Consider the following 23576-nt stretch of genomic DNA (forward strand, 5'->3'; position numbering starts at 1 on the left):
TACGCATCCTGAACAGAAGTCATTAAATTAGGCAATGAAAGGGATTGCCAGCAGAATCCTTATGGAACTGAGAATAAGAAATGAACCTTTTTTCTTGCTTTTTTAACTTCAACCGGATCCGTAGTCAAAGTAAGCTATTTATCAGACAGGAACATTATGCAACTGGGGGTTAAGAGGAGTTTATGAAAGCGAATAACAACACTTTGTTAGGTATCCTTGTATTACTAACTATTGTTATTGTCACAGTAGCGACGTTTTCCCTTGGATGCGCTGAAGAACCACCGGCCATTACAAACAACACAACAGATATCGATGAGACACCCGATACAGTTGATGATGGATATATATATGGTAATGCAGTTGTCGAGGGAACCGAGGTACTTATCCTGGAATCCTTCCCTGTACAGGTGCATGTGGAAGTTACAGGATATCTTCCGGACGGATGCACAGAGATAGATGAAGAGAACGTTGAATTCAATGAAGAAGATAACACATTCCAGGTAAGCATAACCACAAAGAGACCTGCAGATGCAATGTGTACACAAGCCATCGTTCCTTTTGAAAGGACTGTTGCACTTGATGTATATGGCCTCGAGAAAGGTGTGTACATCGTGAATGTGAATGATGTCACTGATCAGTTCGAACTACAGACCGATAATATCATTCCTGAATGATATTATCTGGATATTTTACAGTGCTATTTTAAGGCAGAATACCCTCATATAGACATATTCTCAAGACTTTTAATGCATTCCAGAAGGTCCTGTTTACTGAATATGCCTTTTTGCATCACAAAAGAAACATCCCTGTCAAGTTGTTCCTTCTCATAGCTTTCAAGATCTTTTGCAGTACAGACGATTATAGGTATATCAATGGTCTCAGGATGCTTCTTTAGCTCGTTTATAACGTCGAAACCATCCACTTTAGGCATCATAAGATCGAGAATGATGACATCCGGGTGGAAACTCAGTGCTCTTTCAATTCCTTCTTTGCCGCTGGAAGCACCCATGACATCATAACCTTCAGTTGAAAGCATTGATTCCATAAGTTCGATCACAGAAGGTTCATCATCGATAACAAGAACGTTAACCTGTTCAAAAGAACTTAGTTCCTTCAATCTCTCGAGTGAAGAAAGAAGTGCTTCACGGTCAAGGGGTTTGACAAGATAATCGAATGCACCCCAGATGACCCCAAGGTCCTTTTCGTTGACAATAGAAACGATGACCACAGGTATATTCTCGGTACTCTTTTCATCTTTCAGTTGTCTGAGAACATCCCATCCATCTATTTTCGGCATCATTATATCAAGGGTTATTGCAAATGGCTGCAATTCCCGTGCAAGTTCCAGTGCCTCTTTTCCATCGGAAGCGAACTTCACATCATAACCTGCATCCTGCAATGTTATGGCAAGGATCTCCTGTGATGAACTTTCGTCTTCAACGACCAGCACAAGAGGTCTGTTGTCAGCCCCCTCAGAAGATGCTGATGATCCATCACTTTCCTGAACTTCCGACAGAATGACAGCTTCAAGCTCCTCTTCATCAGGGAGCTGAACAGGTTCAAGAGGCAGTTCAAAAAGGAAAGATGAACCTCTGCCACATTCACTTTCAATCCATATCTTACCTCCGTGAAGCTCTATGAAAGTCTTGACGAGAACGAGACCCAGGCCTGTGCCTTCATAGATCCTGCAACTTGAAGAGTCGATCTGTGTGAATGCTTTGAAAAGCTTCTTCTGATCTTCTACAGAGATACCAATGCCGGTATCCGTGACATTGAAAAGTATGTGATCGTCCTTTTTAGTGACGGAAACACCAACTGAACCACCATCATCAGTGAATTTGATAGCATTACTCAGGAGATTATAGATGATCTGTTTGAACTTACCCTTGTCAGCTTTTATCCATATGTTCTCAGGAACAAGTTCGATCACCATTCCTATATCCTTCTTTTTAGCCAGAGGTGATATTATTGCCCTGATCTCACTCAGTGATTCGCCAACATCAAATTCCTCTATGCTCAGGACCATCTTACCTGCTTCCACTTTCGAGAGATCGAGAATATCATTGATCAGTGACAACAGATGCTTACCGCTATGGGAAATATTACCAACATACCTTTTCTGCTTGTCATTGAGTGAACCGAATGTTCCTTCCAGAAGCAGATCTGAAAAACCTATGACAGAGTTCAGAGGTGTTCTCAGCTCATGGCTCATGTTGGCAAGGAATTCGCTCTTTGTCCTGCTTGCATCCTCTGCAGCCTTCTTTGCAGAGACGAGCGCTTCCTCTGCGTCTTTACTTTCGGATATATCTGCAATGATGCCAGCCATCTGCACCGGTTTACCATCTTCAGAGAATTCTACAACCTTTCCTTTGTTGAATAGCCATCTGTATTTACCATCCTTTCCCCTTACACGATATTCACATTCAACGTTTTCTGCGTATCCACTATATATAGACTCCAGGCTCTTAAGGATGCAATGGATATCATCAGGATGAATGCGTTCTTTCACCCATTCCATATTGGTGCCAACTTCGTCTCTGGGATAACCCAGTATCTCAGCATATCGGTCATTGAATAGAATGTGATCTTCCTGAAGGTTCAGTTCCCATGTACCTTCATTACTTCCTTCAAGTACACGTTTAAGGTGTTTTTCACTTTCTTTTAGTGAATGCTCCATCTTCCTGCGTTTAAGGACCATTGCCATTAAGGTCGAGAACATTTGGAGCGTTTCAAAATCGCCATTTCCCCATTCTTTTGTCCCTTTGACATTATCGATACCTACAAATCCTACAAGAATACCCTCAATGAATACTGGAAGTACAAGGATGGACCTTATATCCTGCATCTCAAGGATCTCTTTTTCGGCAGAAGCTTCGGGGGGCATGGAAGAGACATCTGAGATATTCACCATTTGGTCATCCTGTAATCTGGCCATCCACCAGGGGAACATATCAGAAGGCAACTCCTGAAGATCATCTTTCTGAGGTTCAACACCACCTGAACACCACTCATGAGTATTGCTCATCTGGGTCCCATCAGGACTGAATACAAAAAGATAACAACGGCTGGCATCACACAAAGTACCTATTTCCATAAGGGCTGTATCTATAGCCTTATCAATATCTCCCGGATATGTGAACATCGAAGAGATCTGGAACATCGTCTTCTCGATCAGATGTTTCCTTTTCAGTATATCCTCAGCCTCGGTCTTTGCAGCGATCTCGGTTTCAAGTTTCGAGTTAAGGTCATTGACATAAAATACACTGGCAGCTGAAACTGCAAGCAAGACCAATATCCCAAGAAGGAAATACCTGAACTCTACCAGCATACCTAAAGGATCCATATGTCTCTGGAAGGGGGCTACTTGCAACTCCATAAGGCATTCCTTTACAGGTGTATAATCCTGTGGGATGGTCCATCCTACAACATCACCAATATCATTGGATCTCCATGAACTGGAAGACACCGTGAAAAGAGCTATCGAAACTCTTTCAGATATTGATTTAGAAACGGTAGGAGCTTTAGCAAAAGCCCATCCCGGATACACCCTTGTACTGACGAACAAAGGATATTCATCGTTTACCTGTGAGTGAAAAGCCTCAATATCATTTATCTCGATCTTCCCCTCCAGATACATATTTTCAAGAACACCAGAAGGAACAATACCTACATCATGATTTCCTTCAAGTACTGAGGTAACCACAGCTTCAGGATCACCTGTAAATTCCAGTGACAACAGGTCGTTCTCAGGAACTATCCTGTGTCCCAACAGCTCCCTTTTTGCGAACAGCCATTCTCCAGAGGAAGAAGAACCAGATGAAATAAAGGAAGCACCCACAACATCATCCACATATTCGATCTCTGTTCTGTCGGACCTTGTAAAGATGACAGAACCTGTAGTGCTCAAACTTGATCTTTTTTCATATTCAGGAGGAAGATAGGTCAGTGTTTCCAGAGTAGCTATGTTGTTAAACCCATATAGCTTCTCAAATGTGACATATGTTACAGGATCAGCAATAATAAAATCGACATTCTCTGCAATTATCTGCGCTTCCATTGTGTTCTTATCCATTGGGATCAGAGAAAATCTGAACTCGGGAATGGTTTCAGATAAATGCTCTGTTACAACATCCCATTCACCCAGGGTTCCTTTAGCTGAGCCTTCCGTAAGTACAGCAATTCTTAAAGTATCTTCATTCTGTGACTGTGCCATGCCACTTGAAAGTACTAAAAGCGCCACGATCGTAAAAGCAATATAGAATATCCTGCTGTTCATCCTCATTACTCTTCCTCTGCGGAAACAACTGAACTACCATGTTCAGCATCATGATCCAGTGTTTCAAGTATTTCCAGGAGGGAATCTTTTTCAAGTGAACCTTTCTGAATTATACTGTACGTATTCCTCTTTAACAATCGCATTTCCTCTGTATCAAGGTCCCTGGCAGTGCATACGATAAGAGGAATAGCAACAGTCCTTGGATTGGACTTTAAAGTGGATATAACGTCAAAACCATTCATATCTGACATCATCATGTCCACTATCAATACATCAGGAATATCGTTGGACGCTTTATCTATACCTTCTTTTCCACCATTGGCAGTGATCACATCATATCCATAGGAACGGATCATCTCGGAAAGCATCTCGAGCACCAGTGGATCATCATCGATAACAAGCACCTTTAACGATGAGTTTTCAGATAGGGCCTTCAGCTTTGAAAGGGCACTAAGAAGATGAACCGCATCGATTGGTTTTGTCAGATGATCCTCAATACCAACTATCACACCTACGTCCTGTTCACCAAGTGAAGAAAGGATAAGGACAGGAATAGAAGCTGTTGATCTATCGTTCTTAAGGTTCTCCAGGACCTCTGTACCATTCATTTCAGGGAGATTGAGATCAAGTGTTATTGCAAATGGATGTAGCTTTTTCGCAGCATCGAGAGCTACAGCACCATCTTCAACAAGTGCTACACGATAGCCTGCTCCTGTAAGCATAGTACTTATCAATTCCCTTGAAGTTGCATCATCCTCCACAACAAGAACAAGAGGTTCTTTGCCTGTTGAATCTTCAGGATATACTATAGCAAGGTCATCTTCAGAGAAGAGTGAATCATGGGAATAGGATGAAACGATCTCATTAGATCTGACCTGAATCTGTTCCTTATTATCAATATTCAATGGGATCGTGAACATGAAGTTAGAACCTTCCCCAGGTTCACTTTCTACCCATATATTACCACCATGGAGTTCGATGAGGTTCTTCACAAGGGCAAGCCCCAGACCTGTTCCGTCATACTTACGATTACTTGACGAATCAAGTTGTACGAATGGCTTGAAAAGTTCCTGCTGGTCTTCTTTGGATATGCCTATTCCGGTATCTTTTACACTGACATTGAGCATATCGTCATTGACCGATACGATGACATGTATATTTCCATTCTCAGGTGTGAATTTCGTAGAATTACCAATTATGTTGTAGAGGACCTGTTTCAACTTGCTCCTGTCAGCTTTAAGATAAATGTTCTTTGATCTCATATCAACATCAAGAAGCAGATCTTTCTTTGTCGCTATTGGCCTCATCATTAACTGGATATCTGACATGAGATCTGCAAAGTCGAATACCTCATAGAAAAGCTCCATCTTTCCTGCTTCTATCTTTGAGATATCAAGAATATCATTGATCAGGTTCAAAAGGTGTTTTCCACTGGAAGCTATATTTGACATGAAACGATGCTGTCTCTCGTTAAGATCACCAAAACCACCCTCAAGTAGAATGTCAGAGAACCCTATAACTGAATTGAGAGGTGTTCGCAGTTCATGGCTCATGTTTGCAAGGAACTCGCTCTTTGTGCGGTTCGCTGCCTCAGCATGCACCTTTGCAGCCAATAATGCTTCCTCAGTTTCCTTGATCATTGTGATATCAACAAAACTTTCGATCAGCAGTTCACGGCCTCCCATATTTACAGTTTCCACTGATTTAAGGACAGGCACCATCGTGCCATCTGAGCGTATCATTGAACGTTCGGACCTATCAACATTCATACCAAGATCACTTATCGGGCACATACCTTTTTCTGACGGGCAGACAAAATTATGACATTCTTTACCGATGACATCTTCCTTATTGAAACCAACTATTCCCAGAGCAGTTGGGTTGATATCAACGATCTCATGATTATTTGCATCAATTACGATGACACCACAGTTAATATTGTCAAGGATGAGACTCATCCTTTCATTGCTTTCCTGCTCCAGTCTCTCGATCTCTTTCCTCTCAGTGATATCACGAATGATGAACTGGATCAACCTTTCATCAGCGTCAATAACAGTTGCAGTGACCTCAGCATCCATAGAGAGGGCATCCGGACGAGTGATCATCATCTCCTTTCGACTAAAAGAGTTCTCTATTGCATCCTCTTCCAGCTGATGCATCAATGAGAAATTATTCTTCTCCACAATATCAAACAAAGGTTTTCCAACCATTTCCTGACATAATCCAAATACCGAAATGAATGCCTTAGTATTATAATCCTGTATTATCCCATCCTTTACAATGAATATCGCATCATTCGAATGTTCAAAAAGTAACCTGTACCTATGCTCCTTTTCCCTTATAAGAGCCTGAGATATCTCCCTTTTAGTCACATCCTCAAAGTTGAACATACGGCCGATCACCGTTTCATTCTTGAACAGGGGAGTAGCTACAACTTCGTAATAGGTGCCATCCTTGAACTGTATTGTCGAGATGGTGATCTCTGTGGTCATATGGTTCTTTTTTACATTTGATACCATGTCTTCAGCATTGACCATCCGCTCCTTCAAATGATAAAGTAGCTTCATTGCGTCTCTTTCTTCAATTATATCTCCGGGAATCTCCCATGTAGTGACAAATTTTGACTTGATATGGGATATCTTAAAGTCCTCATCAATTACGATAAGACCCCCGGACATGGACTCAATAATTGAGAACAGAAGACTGTCCCTTTCATCAAGCCTGTCCATTAGATGATTGACGCTTGAACCGAGGGATGCGATCTCATCATTGCCCGGAACAAGTATTTCATTAGAACTTGAAAGGTCACCTTTTATAGAATCTACATTCCTTGTAAGGAAAGATAGCCTTGAAAGAATGGACCTCTCAAGGAATACGGTACCTACAGCACCATATAGGAAACCGGCAAAGATAATTGTATAGAGTAAATAGGAAAATGTACTCTTTGCTTTTTGGTATATATCACGTTGAGATGAGACTTCCAGCATGATAGCTGGTTCTCCATATAGGTCATTGACAATTCTGTAACCGATTATAGTGTTCTCACTGACAGTTTCGATATACATCGATTCCTGTCCCCTCTGGATCAACTCTGCCAGAGATCCAGTCTCAGGGTCTAAAGAAGGATCTTGAAGTATATGATATTGAAGTGGAATGTCATGAAGCTGACTGAAAAAGACATCAGAACCCTGGTCAAGATAGCAACCAACTACAATTGTACTGACCATAGTGCCATTAAGTGACAGATCGATCGGACGTGAGGAAAAAATAGCAGGACCATCGGAGAGTACAACCATACCTGAGGGGGAATATTCGTTTTCAGAGGAAGGTACCAGAGGTCCATTTTCAGAAAGGATACCTGTTACATCCTGTGGAAAAGGAACTTCTCCATCTGTTGATGCATCATATGATCTTTCATAGATGATATTTCCCGAATCATCCAGAAGAATAAGGAAATTCTGATCAAATTCTCTGAGCTCACGGTCTGCAAGGTCAGATACCACTGCACCTTTATCGTTGATGAGAGTACCGGAACCAAAAACCTCTGCGAAATGCTGGACCGCCACATCAGTATGCACAATGGAATTACTATAATGATCCAGCACCAGGTCCATCTCATCTGCGATATCTTTATGTTCAAGCTCCTCAAAACTCTTGAATATTATAGAGCCTGCACTGAGATATAAGGTGAATACCAGAAAGAACAGAGTTAAACTGAATACTAGTAGCGTTTTTGTGCGGAGTTTCATAAACTACCCAAACCCATATAGAGGATGTAACCTCTCATTTATTTACTTCAGTTCGATTGTCCAAGATGATATTGCACCTTTTCCTTGAAACTGTGGATGTCAATAGGTTTGGATATATAGTCTATACATCCAGCTGCTATGAAACGTTCATCGTCCCCACGCATTGAATGTGCGGTCAGGGCTATTACAGGAACATCCTTTGTGCTCTCATTTTCCTTTAAGCGGGACAGAACCTCAAGACCATCCATCTTTGGAAGCTGAATATCCAGAAGGATCAGATTAAAATCACTCTCTTTTACCTTTTCAAGAGCAATAAAGCCGTCTTCTGCAGGAGTTACATTATAACCATAGGATTCCAGAAGGTCTACAGTAAGTTCCATGTTCACCGGATTATCTTCTATTACAAGTATTCTATGCATTTTTTCCCTCAGTTTATAGATTCACTTTTCCATATGCCAGCAGCCATATCATTTTGTAGGCCATACAAATGAGAACTGACATGCCTGTATCAGTGAATGGATGATAAATATAATAACTTGATGATAATATTACTTAGTTATTTACCCTATAAAAGTATATCGCATTTTAGCATTACCTGCTATTATTATAGAAGATGTTACTCAAAAAAACAACAAACGCCAAATGTTGAAAAAATAAGCAAATTGTGAATTTATCCTGTGAGATACTGCATACCTACGCTCCGAATCAAACATGATCTGGTGATACATATAAAGTATAAAACACATTAAAAAGTGATCCAATTTGAAAAAAAATAACTCTAATGTAGATATGAGGAATGCCATCCAGATGATACATGGGTCACCCCATCACATCGTACTGATAATTACCGGCGGGGGAACCGAAGCCATAGGGGAACTATTGAGGCATGGAAAGGGTTCAACAACCCTTCTTGAGGCAAACGTTCCATACAGCAGGGAAGCACTGATAGACCTCATTGGAAAAGAGCCCTCAAGTTATGCTTCCCCGAAGACTGCAAAGGATATGGCAATGTCAGCTTACAGGAGAGCACTTTTTCTGAACAGGGATACAGAGAGGGACAAAAAGGAACTTATAGGGATCGGGGTTACCTGTAAACTCACAAAAGGTGAAGATGAACGTAAAGGAAGGAAGCATGAAGTGCATCTTGCTTACCAGTCATATAACAGAACAGGCGTATCAAGCTTTTTCCTGAAAGAAAGTGCTACAAGGGAAGAACAGGAAAAGATTGCTGCCACCCTTATCATCGATAAGATCGCAGATATATGCGCTCTTAATAAAAGAACAGAAATGCTGCCGGAAGATGTAATGGCAGAAGAGACTGTTGAGAAGGAAACAGAAGTATCAGATCCCGTTGCAGAACTATTGTTGAGAACTCTGGAAGATATCAATTCAAAAGGACATGTGAAGCCTTTGAAGGTTGATATGGAAATCAGCAGCAATGAACCGAAGATAATATTGTCAGGTTCCTTCAATCCATGCCACAAGAACCATATTGAAATGGCAGGAATAGCTTCTGGAATATATAATGCTCCGGTAGATATGGAAATTTCGCTTGCGAATGTGGACAAACCACCCATAGACCTGATATCCCTTGAAGAAAGGATCGATTCAATAATGAAGTGGCATGACAGGAGATACATGGGGAATATATATCTGACAAATTCACCCCTGTTCGCCGACAAAGCCGTACTCTTTCCTAACTGTATTTTTATTATAGGCACTGACACATTGAACAGATTGTTCAATAAGAGATACTACAGAAAGGGAGAGGATACAAAGAGCCTGGTGGAACACTTCAAAAGATACAATGTCAGATTTGTTGTCTTCATACGAAAAGGAGTGGAGATCTCAAAAGATATTGAGATACCGGACATCTGTGATATTGTCCCACTTGAAGCATACATGGATGATGGCACCTCATCCACAAAGATACGAGAAAGGAACATGGATCAGGAATGATCATCTGACCCTCTTATCTTACATGCATTGTATATAGGAGGATAACTGCGAAGCTCACTGTTCTCCAGAATATCGGAGTTGACAGCACAGACCATTCTATAGACTATCGATTGCGCCTTCAGGACACATTTTTCATCCATTTCTTCCCACCTGTCGGATGAAATATTGTCAAGCACCTCTTTCAGGAAAGAAAGATCATCCTGACAACCGGGGAGATCAACGTTTACACAGCAGTTTTCCTCTCTTGCCAGTTTCCTGATGCTACCGAACATCTTTTCTAAACAGGAACTTGTAAGTTCATGAGAGAAATTATGTTCTGACGGGACAACACCCTTCTTATGATAGTGTACCTCTGCCAGAAATAAGAATCTTTCACACTCGTAGAACCAATCCCTAAGGTCATATAGCTGATTCATATAACTCCATATTTAAATATAATTGAACGTATAAAAGCCTGTTTCTCACCTGCTATGCATATGTCCATTAATAGTTATTTACCCATCCATGAAATAATGCCACCACGATATATATGATGTATTATATATTACTCATTAAAGGCTATTCTCATCGACAGGGAAATATGAAACCGAGAGTTTTTCACCTTTATAGCTCAGCATACTCATCCTTTCCCCGACCATAAGATCAAAGAGCTTTTCTATACCCGGAGGATAGGGACCATTAGGATTCATCGGAACAAGTGGTTCCCCATCGACCATTTCCACATAGAACAGGTCGGAACCGAAATTGCGAATAAAACTGATATCATAGGCCAGGATAATATCGATAATATCCTTTCTTTTTACAGGCACCATGAAACGTTCAATGTCCTGGTCTGCAAGTTCTGTAAGCTCATTTTCCATAAAGACTGATTGATGATATCACATAAAAATAGATGCATATACCCTTCAAATACCCGATAAAAGCGAAGCAAATTAGTTAATTGTTTCAAATTTGAAACTGTAAACAACAAACTTTTATAATAAACAGCAGCAACCAGCATAATTATGAAATAAACATACATGGCATACGTTTTTTAAGAAAAGTCACAATAGTAAGAGCATAACAATGTGACATGAAGAATACTGCACGCATATATATGATATTATCATAAAAAATAAGAATTGATCAAGATGAACTGGAAATATCCGACCTGAGATACAGATCAATTACTTTTTCTGTTACGAGCCTGATCAACAGACATCTTCAGAACATCAGACTCCTGTGAGCCCAGCAGGAGATGCTTCCCATTGGTGAACTTAAGCATCAGGCCCCTGTTACCTTTTATGTTGTAAGCCTTCCCATGAGAACCATATCTGATACCCCACCCACCATAATCACGAAGGGGTCTGTAAGTAACCGCATCATAGGCATATATATCTTCAAAAGGATAATGCCTGAAAGAAAGATGTATCGGGAAGAATTTCACATAGATGCCACTATTTCTGACAACCACTACAAAACGAATGGACAGAATGAACAACGGCAGAAGAATACCGAACGCGATGAGGATAATTACCATCCCCTGGTCAGATACAGGGTTAGTACCATAAGGACGGCCATAGACCAGTTGTTCAAGGGCACCATACCACGCCATTGCAGCAGGCAAAAGAACCACCAGCCACACCCAGGGTTGAGTGAATCTCTGGCTCTCCCTGAAAATGATAGGATCCACAGGATCATTATTAGTCATGAATAAAAATAAGAGGTTTAAAATATATAATTATTTTTAGGACCCAGAGCTGATAATAATGTTCTCTATAGTATACACAACAACAGGAAACAAAGAAGAAGCCAGAAGAATAGCCTCCAGACTCGTAGAGCAAAAACTTGCGGCTTGCGTCAACATGCACCCGATCGATTCAATATATGAATGGGAAGGCAGGATCGAACAGGATACAGAAATAGCACTTTCAATTAAAACGACGAGCAGCAAAGTAGAAACTGTAACCGGGTGCATAAAGGAAATGCATAGTTATGACCTGCCGGCCATAATCTCATGGGAGATAAAAGGTGAAAAACAATACCTTGAATGGATAGCAGGATCTACCAGGCCATAAAGAAAGAAAAACACAAAAGAAAAAGAGATGATGCAGGAAGATACCTGCAGTCACTTCAGTTCTGCCTTATGATCGTTCGAACAGGGAATGGGATCTCAATACCTTCTTTCTCGAACACTGCATTGATCTTAGTGTTAACCTCATTTACAAGGGTGAACTTCTCACCCGGGTGAGTGACCCACATGATTATAGCAAAGTCGAGACTGAAATCCCCATGATTATCAAAACGGACATAAGGAGCAGGGTCATCAAGAACAAGATCACTGCTCTTTGCTATATCGGTCAGAAGACCTCTTACCCTCTCAACGTCAGAACCATAGGCAACCCCAATTGTCACCTTTACCAGCATATGCTCCTCAGGTGAAGTATAATTGGTCACCTTACTATTGGCGATTATGCTATTAGGTATAACTATCATATTGTTATACAGGTTCTTGATACGAGTACTGCGAATACCCACCTCCTGGACAATGCCGATCTCACCATCATCGATCTCTATCCTGTCACCCGGTTTGAACGGCTGGTCGAAATAGATAGAGATACCTCCGAAGAACTGGGAGATAGTATCCTGTGCAGCGAATGCAACAGCCAGACCCACAATTCCTGCCGAGGCGAAAAGAGGCAGTATGTCCGCATCCCATATGCCTTTGAGTATAGCAAGGATACCGAAGAATACGATAAGAACATCAACAACGTTCTTGAAAAGAGGAAGGAGTTCATCATCCATCTTCGTCTCGGTCTTTTTAACAAGATGGGACAACACATGCTTGAAAATGATACCATCTATCCTCAGAAGTGCCAGTATCCAGATAATACCAAGAATAGTAAGCAGCAATCCCATAATAATACCGATAGCCGTGTTCCCAGGGAACACGATCTCTGCTGCAATGAATGCACCAAAGAATGAAACAGTATAGAATATAGGTTTTTTAAGTGCATCCGCTACCAGGTAATCGCAATCATATCTCGTCTTTGCTGCATAATGAAGGAAAACCTTCTCGAACGCAAGATCTGCAATGAAAGCGATCACAACAGCAGCAACCAGTACCACCGCAGCGATCATTATATCCGACCCGGGTGCCCACGACTGAGAGCTTACAAACTGCTCGATATAGAGAGGAATGGTGTTATTCAAAAACATGCATTCTGGTTCGAACAATTCTTATATAAACTTTTTTGAATTACTCCACTACATTCACAATATAGTACAAAGCAACAAGAACAGTGAGAAAGATAATATAGACATTCACTAATAGACCAGCAAATGAGAAAAAGTAATTCAGAGATTGCGAAGACATGGACCCTGAAAGGGATTGACGAAAAAGATCCTGATAAGAAACTGCATTATTTTAACCTGGCACTCGAACTTGACCCGAATGATCCAGCTGCCCTGAACAACAAGGGCATGGTACTGCATAAAATAGGAAAGTTCAGGGATGCTATTGATTGCTATGACAGGATACTGAAACAATACAACATGTCAAAGTCATTACCTGCATTATACAACAAGAGCCTCGCACTTAAAGAGATAGGAATGAACGAAGCTGCACTGACCTTTATGAACAGGGCTCTGAAACAGCAACCAGATAACGATAAGATAAAGAAGCATGTTGAAGACCTGACCCTTATCGTCGAGGGGAAAGAAAAGAAAAGAACAGGAATTCCTGCGTACATCCCTGCAAAGGACCTTGCAGTCAATCAGATATATGACAGATGGGAACCACCCGCAGTTACAACAATTCTTGCATATTCAATGAAATGCAGCCAGAAAGATATCAAATACTACAAAGGATTTGGAGAGGACCTGATCAAAGAGAAGATAATACAGGAGAATCTCAGTCGCAGGGTATACTCATGCAGCTCATGCAAATTCTGTACCGATGGCATTTGCCACCACAGGGATACAAAAGCAATGATCGTTGCACCTAAAGCAATATGCAGGAATTTCAGACCTGAAAAAAGGAACGAAAAATAAAAAATGAAATAGAAAGGAAGAACATCAAGCGTAAAACATTATCGGAATCAGAGTATTCCGAGTTCTGTCAGACGCTCCGGCAGGTACCTGTCGGTCACAAAGTCAAGACCTTTACCTGCGAAGGCCTGCTGTTCTGCCTTTTTGTTGATATCAAGTTGCAGGCTTATCTGTTCCTTCCAGTAGTCATCTGCAAACCTTGGATCGGTCAGTTCACTCCTCAGAGCTGCCACATCCTTATCTGTCAGCTTATCAGTGGAGAGTTCATACTCTACGATATCAGATGGCTGCACACCTACAAACTGGGCACCAGGGGTTGCCATGTGTTCGGAAAGATGGGCACTTTTGATGGCACCATAGGCCACTGAAGCGAAGATACGATAGGACCATGGGTCACCATCAGTAAAGACAACCACAGGCAGGTTCATCTCCTCATTCATCCTCTTGATGATACGGCGAGTAGAACGTGCGGGCTGACCCTTGAGGTGGACGAGGATAGCATCGTTGCGCTCATCAAAACCATTCTCAATAAGCCTGGCATACATACCACCAGTCTCGATCGCGATAATGAATTTCGCATCCGTCTCCAGGAACTCGATATTCTCAACATTGAACGGGATCTGATAGCCACTCTCGCCAATATCCTCCTGACAGTGGATCACACGGTCACCACGTTTTGTTTCCTCACGCAGGCGAATAGGACCGAACATGGTAGCACCATCCTCTTCCGGACGCATGTGGAAATACTCCCTCTGAAGACCGGAGATGATCTCAAGGTCCTCTATCAGGCGGTCACTTTCAGGTTGTTCCTTGAATTTTGCAATATCCCAGTTCTCAGAGATATAATACAACTCCCTTAAAGTGGACCCCCTGTTCTGCCCCAGATGGTTCTTCATAAGAAAATCGATGACATGAGTGGTTTTCAATAACTGATAGGCACCCTTTACGGTCTTTGCACTTCTCTCTGTTTCCCTGTCACCATATACCCATACATCACTATCTTCACTGTACTCGATATTAGCCTTTGTACGGCTGGGGAGGGAGACGTTTGGAACTATCTCATCAACGAACTGGTCGTATAACTTCCCTGCAAGACCCATCAGGCGGTTGCTTGCTATCTCATCGTGTTCCTTTTTCTGATCGGAAATATCATTTGCCATTCACTCACCCCTTTATTGCTTTCGCACCGGTAACAAGCTCTTCATCAAGACCCTCCACAATAAGTGAAGGCAATCTTGCAATACCTGCCTCATCAAGAGTTGCTACGGAATATTTTACAACTTTGGAAGCACCGGGTGAAACTGCCATATCCCATATATGGTCGAAATCGTTGCCCATGCTTATAGTCTTAGGCTCAGGCACTGCACCCTCCACTTCAAAGGAGACCATGTCATGTACCTTGAATTCCTGTTTCTTGCTGGAGAAATTATTGATCTTAATGGAGATATTTGCTCCCCCATTTCCATCGGATTCGACAACACGATGCACAAGGAGGTTACCCATTATCTTCGCAACAACAGGATCGATGTCAGGAACCTCACGGTCAAGTGTCTCAGCCAGTTTCTTTGCCATCCGGGGAAGCACCTTGGTAATGATAACCTCTTTCTCGCGTCTCTTTTTGAGATTGTCGCGTTTATTGAGGTAGCGATTCATCTTTCTTGAAACTTCCTTTATAGCAAGTTCGATCTCATCCTTTATCTCAGGGATCTCGGCTACCGCATCCTTGGACTCGGAAGTGAAAGGTACATTGGTCGAAGCCACGTGCACGAGGATGACCACAGGACCCGTAGGCAATCCGCCACCAGGCTGGTTAAGACCGTATTGTTTCCATTTGATGGACTCAATTGCATGAGTTATGACACAGCCACCCTGCTGATAGAGCAGTGGTACCCTGTTGGCAAAACGCATTATGTCCACACGGTCATCCTTCTGCAGTTCACCACCATATGCTATGCCAACCTCTACAATGAAAGGATTACCTGAATAGACAGAAGCACTCCTTGTAGTGGTTGCTATGAAATCAACACTGAACTCCTTCTCAAGTCCTTTATAGATCAGTTCCTCACCAATAGGGGACAGACAATCTGTCGGAGGGGCCATGATCTTTACTTTGGAGAAAGAATCAAGGAGCTTCTTTGACTGGTCCCTTGTCATCTCATGAGGATCAAGTTCCGGATCAAGGCCGGATGCCTTGCATATCTCTTCGGCAGCAAGGTGCCCTATCTTGGAGAAAGAATAACGTAAGAACGGAGATAGCTTCTGCCTCTCGGTATACCTCAGCATCTTCATGAGAGTACCGAGCTCTATACCATGAGGATGCGGAAGGATCTCCTTTGCAGGAACAGGAAGCTTATCAGTTGCCCTTTCAAATGTCACCTCGTTCCCATCAGGTTCAACGAGTGTGATCCTCGCATGAGGATTTACGATAGCTGTTGCCTTGAGATACTCATATATGGACTGCCTCCTCCCTTTTACATAGGATGCTTCCATTTCCATCTCGATACGAGTACCATGTGGCCGGTCCCAGTCAACTATCTCATCCTTAAGGATCTCAGGGTCATTGGTACTAGTATTGATCATAAGCTCATAATAGTGAGCAGGTTTGCCATGACCGATCTTGGAGATGATCTTCGTGTGATGACCGGAAGTCAGCTGAGAATACAGCACAGATGCTGATATACCTATACCCTGCTGACCCCGGCTCTGCTTAAGAGCATGGAACCTTGAACCATACAGGAGTTTTGCAAACACCTTGGGTATCTGTTCCTTTATGATACCGGGACCATTGTCCTCTATAATGATAACTACATTGTCCTTTCCAGCTCTTTCGATATGCAGGAATATATCAGGAAGAATCTCAGATTCCTCACATGCATCAAGGGAGTTGTCCACTGCCTCCTTGACAGTTGTTATCAAACTCCTTGGAGCTGAGTCAAAACCCAGTATCTGCCGGTTCTTTTCAAAGAACTCCGCGACACTTATCGATCTTTGGTTCTTTGCAAGTTCTTCTGCAATTGGATTATCCATAAAAGTATCATCCTCGTCCGTTATTGGCCATCGTCCCTTTGACCAGAAAATAAATAACCTGTAATATATAAAAATGTTATTGGGATGAGAACCATTACTTCAGTTCCGCACCCACGATCGTCTGCGTGGCAGTCACTGATTCAGCTTCACGGATCGTATCCACGATACTGTTAAGACGGCCAAGGTCGTCGACCTCGATGATAACCACAAAGTCATATTCACCGAATACGTGATAGATATCCTTTATACCTTCAATAGCAGTGAGTTCATTATAAGCTGCCCTTTCCGACCCCGGAAGCACGTTTACCATAGTTACGCCTATTGTCATAATATCACAAGACAGAAAGTAGGATACAAGGTATTTAGCAGTTTTCTATGGCATGCAATAAGAACTGTTCAACAAATAAGAATCATTGCTGACCAACAACATACCGGGTTCATTAACAAAACGGCATCAAAAGAATACCTGGCAAAAAGTTCCTCATCATCATTATGATGATTAGCATAACCTTTAAATATGTTCGTGTTCATACAATCGTTTAGATGAGCGGGTTATCCTCTTTTTGACAATAACCCCCACTCCCCAACCCGCTCATACTCCACTCCATTTTTGACATATTAAACCCTGAACAGGATGTTTTCATTGTTGGCAGCTGCATAGAGACACAGATAATGAAATGTATGATACGATCATCACATTTGCATAAGATTCCCTATAAAAAGAACAAGGCCCTTTTTTCTATAATGTTGCACATGTCCTACTTAATAGGATAACTGTAAAAAGAAAGACATATTATGAGATTTAAATTTGTTCTCTATAAGACATAAACATCCGGACAAGACAGTTCAGTCGAAGTAGAACCACACATCATAATATATATATAAAATAATTAGCATTTAATAAAAGATATGATTTTAAATATATAATAAAATATAGAGATTACATACTATATAATTATACACATACCGAGCTAGAAATCAAATAACGTCTTCTGAGGTTTTTTAGCAGGCTCTTTTTTCTCTAATATCGGAGTTTTTGAAATTACAGCATCATTTTTAGTTACATCTGATGACGGCAATTTATCAAGACTTAGTTGAGAAGGGTCTTTCTTTGTAACGGTCCTTTCAACAAAGAACTCAGGCTCATCAGCAGGGAAAATATGCTGACGTTTTTCCTGTGCTTCATCATAGACTGCCTGAAGCTTTTTGGTAACCTTCTTAGCTCCCACCAGATAGAGAAACTCATCGAGGTCGAGTCCCAGTGTTGCAATAACATCTGTGGCATACTCATCCTGATGCAGGAGTCTTGAATACATACCTGCCACCTCAAGGCGTGAATAACGCATTGATTCATTACAATGAGAACCGACCTTTACAGCTATGTTATTACGCATATTCTTCCTGGCCCGCATCTGACCCATCTTACGCCATAGAGAAGGTGGCTGATACTTCACAAAACCACCACGTACACGAGTCTTTGAGACAACCGTCCCACCGGTCATGAGCATGCCTGCATAGCGCCACATACGATAGTTCTGTCGCCTGCGCACACGGCCAAGGAACCTGTCGGCACGTGACAGATGAGAATAGCCACTGACGATATCATCCGTAAGTGCCTCTTCACCCTTACCAGTATACTGATGCGGGAGATTCTCACCGATCCAGTGAATGAGATCCTCCGGGGTTTCATCAAGACCATATGTAGCCTCCAGTGCAGAGGATACATCCTTGCCTTTGAATATCCTGCCGACAACCTTGAATATAGACTCTTTAGTGTCCCTGTCTGACGTAGATATATCATCGACATCGATTTCCGTGCGGCCCATTGAAACTGCCTGAAGGTCATTGACAGCACTTCTGAAGTCCCCGTCTGCAGACCCGGCTATCTTTTCAATGACACCGACACCACACATGATACCTTCCTGCTGAGCGATCCTTTTGAGCGCAGGGACCATTGAACGAGATTGCACGGAAGCGAATTTCAATTCAAGACATAATGAACGTAATGAAGAAGAGAGACCATAAAGGTCGTTGGCAATAAGCACAATAGGCTGATTGGTCTTCTTAACAACATCAATGATAGCACGGGAACCTCCACGGTCACTATTACCATGAAGATTGTCAGCCTCATCAAGTATGATCAGTCGCTTTGCAGATGCCCCTGTAAGTGTTTGCATAGTGGACGCAGATCCTGCAATCTTAGTGATCACACCTGCGGTCCTCTGGTCACTGGCATTGAGCTCGATTACCTCCCAGCCCATATCATTTGCAAGTGCATGTGCAGAAGAGGTCTTTCCGATACCGGCATCACCATGGAGTAATGCAGCCCGCTTATCAGGAGTACCATACTCCCACTGCTCACCCCAGTTGCGGAGATCATCTATCACTTTTTTATGACCTACGATATCACCAAGTGTTCCTGGCCGGTATTTCTCTGCCCATTCCATCTGCACTGTCATATTACTACCCAATATTCAGGAAAAGTAATTAATGTTTGCATCGCTTTGTTTGTTCTGATCGACATTACTGACGGTAGGTATCTTGCTATGGTATCAAAAAGTACAGAGAGCCTTCTTGGCCTGATAGAGAAAAGGGCATTGAATAATAAGGCAAGAGTTGCCATAGGAGTGCGGAACCCCACCCCTAAGATGCTTAAGAGCGCGCGGGATGCACACGAAGCAGGTTATGCACATGTGCTGCTGGTAGGCAACAAGAAAGACATAGAGGAAATAGGAACAGACCTTGAGATCATAGGCACCAATGACCCGGAAAGAACCCTTGGCGACCTCCTAAAGTCAAGATATATAGATGCAGCAGTCAGAGGTACTGCCGGTGCATCACAGACACTGGCCCACCTCAAGAAGATATTATGCCAGGAGAATCTGCACAGGATCGCCCTACTCCAGACAAGTGAAGGAGAGCCTTTTTTTATTGCACCCGTAGGCATTGATGAGGGCAACTCACTTGCAGACAGGATAGCATTCATAAAGCTTGGGGTCGAGTACATCCGCAGGTTTGACATAGAGCCAGTTGTCGGGATCCTTTCAGGAGGACGAATGGGAGACCTGGGGCGTAACCAGAGGGTCGACCAGACACTTGCTGAAGGAGACTTCATAGTCAACAGGGTCAGAGAGCAGGGCATCGATGCAAAACACTACACCATATTGATAGAAGATGCCATACAGGAAGCAAATTTCATACTGGCACCTGACGGAATATCAGGTAACCTCATCTTCAGGACACTGGTCTTCCTTGGAGGAGGGGACGGGCTTGGAGCACCAATACTTATAGATGACTATGTCTTTGTCGATACATCAAGGGTCGGAGGACATTATACCAAAGCAATAATGCTTGCAAGTGCACTTGTAGAAAAGAATGTGGCACAGACAGATGCTGAGGAACAAAAATAATTATATCAGGGTGCGCACATCTAATTTAGTGGACGGAACTTATTTCTGAATATATCGAATCATTATCAAAAAGGGAATGAACGACATGGAAGCCATACTGATAAAAGCAGACACCATTGCCTCTGCATGGTCTCAACTTATCCAGGAGATATACGAAAAAGGTGAGGATCATGAACCGGACTATAAGACAATGACAAAGAGAGTGCATGCCACCATATACATCAAGGATGTCAATAACATGCAGGTCAGTCCGGCAGTACCTTTCGGAGAGAATCTGATAAAGAAGTACAAGGAAGAGCTTACAGAAGAGTATGCAGACTGGTACGTTTCACTTTCGGATGATGATAAAAGGAAGTTCGATTACTGTTATGCAAAACAGCTTTTCAGATACGGCGAGACAGCATACAATACACTTCAGGAGAATGTTAGCAACCTGCGCCCTGGCTCCAGAAGACATGTCGGAGTACTCTGGGAGAATGAGGTCCACATCCCAAAATACGAAGATCAGCCCTGCTGGATAGCCTATAAAGTAGAACTCCTGAATGAGACACAGGTAAGGATATACATCCTTTACCGGTCATGGGATGCTTTCGGCGGATTCCCGGCAAACATACCTGCCATAGTAGAAGGATTCAAGAAGGTCTTCAGAGAACAGGACCTGCCATATGAGATCGAATCACTGATAGCCACCGGATGGGACACACATATCTACGACACAGACCTCCAGTCAGTGGAGAAGATATTCAAGAATAATGCACTATGCCCCCTATGCAAGTGCATAACACCAAAACATTCATTCATACAGACAACGAAGGGCAAGGCCTGCCCTGAATGTAAGAAGTCAATGTGAACAGGCGTTCACATCTTTTTTTTATCCATTTCCTTTCTTGCAGGACCCACATTTAGCGAGCCATTGCTTTGATATTCTTCACAAGGTTCATACAGAACCCATAGATTGCATAAGAATCGAAATATAATTCCATTAATTATATATGTATGATATATGCATACAATGGTATGATTCCATACAAATGATGATTGAAGGGAGATAGCTATGAAGAGACTTACTATCAGCATGTCTGATGAACTGTTTGATAAACTGGAAGTGATCGAGAACAAGAGCCTGTTCATCAGAAAACTTGTCGAGAGAGAACTTGACATGTTAGATAATGCTCCGCAGGATGACATTATCCCCTGGACAGACAGGTTCACAACACTCAAAGACGAAGTCATGACATTATCCGACAGGATGGAGCTGATAGAGAAGAACTTCTCAGGAATAAATGCGTTGCTTGAGAATCCCCATAACGGAGCAGACGTCCCGAAGACGGAAATAGCTCCGGATGAAAGTGAAATTGAAGAAATACCACTTTCAGGACCTGATCATCAAGAAGATATCACAGACATCGGGAATGTAGCCCTAACTGAAGAAGAAATTACCAATTTCCAGGCCCCTGCTGAAGAAATTAAACCACCTGAAAATGAAATTGCGGAATCTATAGAAGCACCTGCGATAGAAGCAATAACTGCAGAGGCAGAAGTACCCACACATGCAGGAGAAACAATAGCAGACAATCTTTCCGTAGTAGAGAACGAAACTGCGATATCAACTTCTGAAGAAAAAGAAGAACAGCATCCAATGAAACTATCAGAGATGGTTGCTGAGAAGATAGAGAAGCAGGAGCAGAAAATACCTACACCGGAAAATGATACTTTTACAATACCTGAAGTTGCGATACCGGAACAACCTGACGACACTGCAAGCTTTGTAATGCCGGAAGTGAAACCACCAGAGCAGGCAAATGAAGTACCAGGATTTGAAATGCCGGAAGTGAAAACACCGGAACAAACAAATGAAGTACCAGAATTTGAAATGCCAGAAGTGAAACCACCGGAGCAGGAAAACGAAGTAACAGCATTCGAAATGCCGGAACTGGAGCCAACGGAGCAGGAAAACGAAGTACCGGGATTTGCGATGCCGGAACTGGAGCTACCAGAGCAGGTAAACGAAGTACCAGGATTTACGATGCCGGAACTGGAGCCAACAGAGCAGGTAAACGAAGTACCAGGATTTGCGATGCCGGAACTGGAGCCAACAGAGCAGGTAAACGAAGTACCAGGATTTGCGATGCCGGAACTGGAGCCAACAGAGCAGGTAAACGAAGTACCAGGATTTGCGATGCCGGAAATGAAGCCACCGGAGCAGGCAAATGAAGTACCAGGGTTTGCGATGCCGGAACTGGAGCCAACGGAACAGGCAAATGAAGTACCAGGGTTTGCGATGCCAGAACTGGAGCCACCAGAACAGGCAAACGAAATACCAGGGTTTGAGATGCCGGAACTAAAGCCACCAGAGCAAGCAAACGAAGTACCTGGGTTTGCGATGCCAGAACTGAAGCCACCAGAGCAGGCAAACGAAGTACCAGGATTTGAAATGCCGGAAATGAAGCCACCAGAACAGGCAAACGAAATACCAGGGTTTGAGATGCCGGAACTAAAGCCACCAGAGCAAGCAAACGAAGTACCTGGGTTTGCGATGCCAGAACTGAAGCCACCAGAGCAGGCAAATGAAGTACCAGGGTTTGCGATGCCAGAACTGAAACCACCGGAGCAAGCAAACGAAGTGCCAGGATTTGAAATGCCGGAACTGAAACCACCGGAGCAAGCAAACGAAATGCCGGGATTTGAAATGCCGGAACTGAAGCCACCGGAACAGGCAAATGAAGTACCAGGGTTTGCGATGCCAGAGTTGAATACACCCAGGGAAATGCCAGTATTCAGCCCGTCCGAACCACAGCAACCTCAGGAACAAGCAGGATTCCCTCCGGCAATGGGAACGGAGAGACAGACGATCCCACAACAAGCAGTAATACCACCTTCTACACCTGCCAGCGAACAGGGAGCTGGAACAAAACCGGACAAACTTGAAACTAACATATTGATGTACATGCCACGTGGCGCAAAGGTAAAGAAAGATATCATTAAAAGTCTTGTATCACGCCAGTTCAGTCAGGAAGAGATCGACCGGAAGATACAGGAACTTATAGCCAGAGAAGTGCTTGTGCTCGTTCAGGAAGACGGCGTAGAACAACTACACAGGCTCAAATAGATCAGACAAGTCCGGTC

At 42.7% G+C, this 23576-nt stretch carries 18 protein-coding genes; 7 read left to right on the plus strand and 11 right to left on the minus strand.

Features of this window, described 5'->3' with window-relative positions:
* The first annotated feature begins 182 nt into the window (after positions 1-182).
* A complete protein-coding gene (locus V7O63_RS11405) occupies positions 183-674 on the plus strand; it encodes a hypothetical protein (protein WP_340818678.1) in 492 nt (163 codons plus the stop codon).
* Between the two features lie 44 nt (positions 675-718).
* Here the strand turns inward: V7O63_RS11405 and V7O63_RS11410 are convergent, their stop codons facing one another.
* From V7O63_RS11410 to V7O63_RS11420, 3 genes are read right to left on the minus strand one after another with little or no spacing between them, the layout of a single operon-like run.
* Positions 719-4282, minus strand: coding sequence for a response regulator (locus V7O63_RS11410; RefSeq protein ID WP_340818679.1), 3564 nt, complete (start codon positions 4280-4282; stop codon positions 719-721).
* On the minus strand, positions 4282-8025 hold the full coding sequence (locus V7O63_RS11415; protein WP_340818680.1) for a response regulator: 3744 nt from the start codon (positions 8023-8025) through the stop codon (positions 4282-4284). Before V7O63_RS11415 ends, V7O63_RS11410 begins: the two co-directional genes overlap by 1 nt.
* 47 nt (positions 8026-8072) lie before the next feature.
* A complete protein-coding gene (locus tag V7O63_RS11420; protein WP_340818681.1) occupies positions 8073-8444 on the minus strand; it encodes a response regulator in 372 nt (123 codons plus the stop codon).
* Positions 8445-8787: 343 nt separating this feature from the next.
* Here V7O63_RS11420 and V7O63_RS11425 point away from each other — a divergent pair, with 343 nt between their 5' ends.
* Entirely contained in the window at positions 8788-9984 is a 1197-nt protein-coding gene (locus V7O63_RS11425) for a hypothetical protein (RefSeq protein WP_340818682.1), read from the plus strand.
* Here the strand turns inward: V7O63_RS11425 and V7O63_RS11430 are convergent.
* The 3 genes from V7O63_RS11430 to V7O63_RS11440 form a co-directional block, all read right to left on the minus strand.
* Positions 9975-10400: a hypothetical protein gene (locus tag V7O63_RS11430; RefSeq protein ID WP_340818683.1), complete on the minus strand. Its 426-nt coding sequence runs from the start codon at positions 10398-10400 to the stop codon at positions 9975-9977. The genes V7O63_RS11425 and V7O63_RS11430 overlap by 10 nt on opposite strands.
* A gap of 135 nt (positions 10401-10535) precedes the next feature.
* Positions 10536-10844: a hypothetical protein gene (locus V7O63_RS11435; protein WP_340818684.1), complete on the minus strand. Its 309-nt coding sequence runs from the start codon at positions 10842-10844 to the stop codon at positions 10536-10538.
* Between the two features lie 302 nt (positions 10845-11146).
* On the minus strand, positions 11147-11674 hold the full coding sequence (locus V7O63_RS11440) for a DUF6141 family protein (RefSeq protein ID WP_340818685.1): 528 nt from the start codon (positions 11672-11674) through the stop codon (positions 11147-11149).
* 58 nt (positions 11675-11732) lie between these two features.
* On the opposite strand from V7O63_RS11440, the gene cutA reads away from it, so the two are divergent.
* Positions 11733-12041, plus strand: a complete 309-nt coding sequence (cutA, locus tag V7O63_RS11445) for a divalent-cation tolerance protein CutA (RefSeq protein WP_340818686.1) — start codon at positions 11733-11735, stop codon at positions 12039-12041.
* 55 nt (positions 12042-12096) lie between these two features.
* Here the strand turns inward: cutA and V7O63_RS11450 are convergent, their stop codons facing one another.
* A complete protein-coding gene (locus tag V7O63_RS11450; RefSeq protein ID WP_340818687.1) occupies positions 12097-13182 on the minus strand; it encodes a mechanosensitive ion channel domain-containing protein in 1086 nt (361 codons plus the stop codon).
* A gap of 123 nt (positions 13183-13305) precedes the next feature.
* Between V7O63_RS11450 and V7O63_RS11455 the strand changes: the two genes are divergently transcribed.
* A complete protein-coding gene (locus V7O63_RS11455; RefSeq protein WP_340818688.1) occupies positions 13306-14016 on the plus strand; it encodes a tetratricopeptide repeat protein in 711 nt (236 codons plus the stop codon).
* A 47-nt stretch (positions 14017-14063) separates the two neighbouring features.
* On the opposite strand, the gene V7O63_RS11460 is transcribed toward V7O63_RS11455, so the two are convergent.
* From V7O63_RS11460 to V7O63_RS11475, 4 genes are all read right to left on the minus strand, one after another.
* On the minus strand, positions 14064-15173 hold the full coding sequence (locus V7O63_RS11460) for a DNA topoisomerase IV subunit A (protein ID WP_340818689.1): 1110 nt from the start codon (positions 15171-15173) through the stop codon (positions 14064-14066).
* Positions 15174-15177: 4 nt separating this feature from the next.
* On the minus strand, positions 15178-17040 hold the full coding sequence (locus tag V7O63_RS11465) for a DNA topoisomerase VI subunit B (protein ID WP_340818690.1): 1863 nt from the start codon (positions 17038-17040) through the stop codon (positions 15178-15180).
* 94 nt (positions 17041-17134) lie between these two features.
* Positions 17135-17368 (minus strand): Lrp/AsnC ligand binding domain-containing protein, encoded by a 234-nt coding sequence (locus tag V7O63_RS11470; RefSeq protein WP_340818691.1) that lies wholly within the window; start codon positions 17366-17368, stop codon positions 17135-17137.
* Positions 17369-18011: 643 nt separating this feature from the next.
* Positions 18012-19499, minus strand: a complete 1488-nt coding sequence (locus tag V7O63_RS11475) for a replication factor C large subunit (protein WP_340818692.1) — start codon at positions 19497-19499, stop codon at positions 18012-18014.
* An 87-nt stretch (positions 19500-19586) separates the two neighbouring features.
* Between V7O63_RS11475 and mtxX the strand changes: the two genes are divergently transcribed.
* The 3 genes from mtxX (at position 19587) to V7O63_RS11490 (ending at position 23559) form a co-directional block, all read left to right on the plus strand.
* On the plus strand, positions 19587-20450 hold the full coding sequence (gene mtxX, locus V7O63_RS11480; RefSeq protein WP_340818693.1) for a methanogenesis marker protein Mmp4/MtxX: 864 nt from the start codon (positions 19587-19589) through the stop codon (positions 20448-20450).
* A gap of 76 nt (positions 20451-20526) precedes the next feature.
* Positions 20527-21300 (plus strand): thymidylate synthase, encoded by a 774-nt coding sequence (locus tag V7O63_RS11485; protein WP_340818694.1) that lies wholly within the window; start codon positions 20527-20529, stop codon positions 21298-21300.
* Positions 21301-21504: 204 nt separating this feature from the next.
* Positions 21505-23559, plus strand: coding sequence for a hypothetical protein (locus tag V7O63_RS11490; RefSeq protein WP_340818695.1), 2055 nt, complete (start codon positions 21505-21507; stop codon positions 23557-23559).
* Positions 23560-23576: the final 17 nt, after the last annotated feature.

This window comes from Methanolobus sp. WCC4, assembly GCF_038022665.1.
GTDB lineage: Archaea > Halobacteriota > Methanosarcinia > Methanosarcinales > Methanosarcinaceae > Methanolobus.

Excerpts from the sequence above, each read along its gene's own strand:
- V7O63_RS11405 (WP_340818678.1), top strand. The coding sequence starts at position 183 with ATGAAAGCGAATAACAACACTTTGTTAGGTATCCTTGTATTACTAACT.
- V7O63_RS11410 (WP_340818679.1), bottom strand. The coding sequence starts at position 4,282 with ATGAGGATGAACAGCAGGATATTCTATATTGCTTTTACGATCGTGGCG.
- V7O63_RS11415 (WP_340818680.1), bottom strand. The coding sequence starts at position 8,025 with ATGAAACTCCGCACAAAAACGCTACTAGTATTCAGTTTAACTCTGTTC.
- V7O63_RS11420 (WP_340818681.1), bottom strand. The coding sequence starts at position 8,444 with ATGCATAGAATACTTGTAATAGAAGATAATCCGGTGAACATGGAACTT.
- V7O63_RS11430 (WP_340818683.1), bottom strand. The coding sequence starts at position 10,400 with ATGAATCAGCTATATGACCTTAGGGATTGGTTCTACGAGTGTGAAAGA.
- V7O63_RS11435 (WP_340818684.1), bottom strand. The coding sequence starts at position 10,844 with ATGGAAAATGAGCTTACAGAACTTGCAGACCAGGACATTGAACGTTTC.
- V7O63_RS11440 (WP_340818685.1), bottom strand. The coding sequence starts at position 11,674 with ATGACTAATAATGATCCTGTGGATCCTATCATTTTCAGGGAGAGCCAG.
- cutA (WP_340818686.1), top strand. The coding sequence starts at position 11,733 with ATGTTCTCTATAGTATACACAACAACAGGAAACAAAGAAGAAGCCAGA.
- V7O63_RS11450 (WP_340818687.1), bottom strand. The coding sequence starts at position 13,182 with ATGTTTTTGAATAACACCATTCCTCTCTATATCGAGCAGTTTGTAAGC.
- V7O63_RS11455 (WP_340818688.1), top strand. The coding sequence starts at position 13,306 with ATGAGAAAAAGTAATTCAGAGATTGCGAAGACATGGACCCTGAAAGGG.
- V7O63_RS11460 (WP_340818689.1), bottom strand. The coding sequence starts at position 15,173 with ATGGCAAATGATATTTCCGATCAGAAAAAGGAACACGATGAGATAGCA.
- V7O63_RS11465 (WP_340818690.1), bottom strand. The coding sequence starts at position 17,040 with ATGGATAATCCAATTGCAGAAGAACTTGCAAAGAACCAAAGATCGATA.
- V7O63_RS11470 (WP_340818691.1), bottom strand. The coding sequence starts at position 17,368 with ATGACAATAGGCGTAACTATGGTAAACGTGCTTCCGGGGTCGGAAAGG.
- V7O63_RS11475 (WP_340818692.1), bottom strand. The coding sequence starts at position 19,499 with ATGACAGTGCAGATGGAATGGGCAGAGAAATACCGGCCAGGAACACTT.
- mtxX (WP_340818693.1), top strand. The coding sequence starts at position 19,587 with ATGGTATCAAAAAGTACAGAGAGCCTTCTTGGCCTGATAGAGAAAAGG.
- V7O63_RS11485 (WP_340818694.1), top strand. The coding sequence starts at position 20,527 with ATGAACGACATGGAAGCCATACTGATAAAAGCAGACACCATTGCCTCT.
- V7O63_RS11490 (WP_340818695.1), top strand. The coding sequence starts at position 21,505 with ATGAAGAGACTTACTATCAGCATGTCTGATGAACTGTTTGATAAACTG.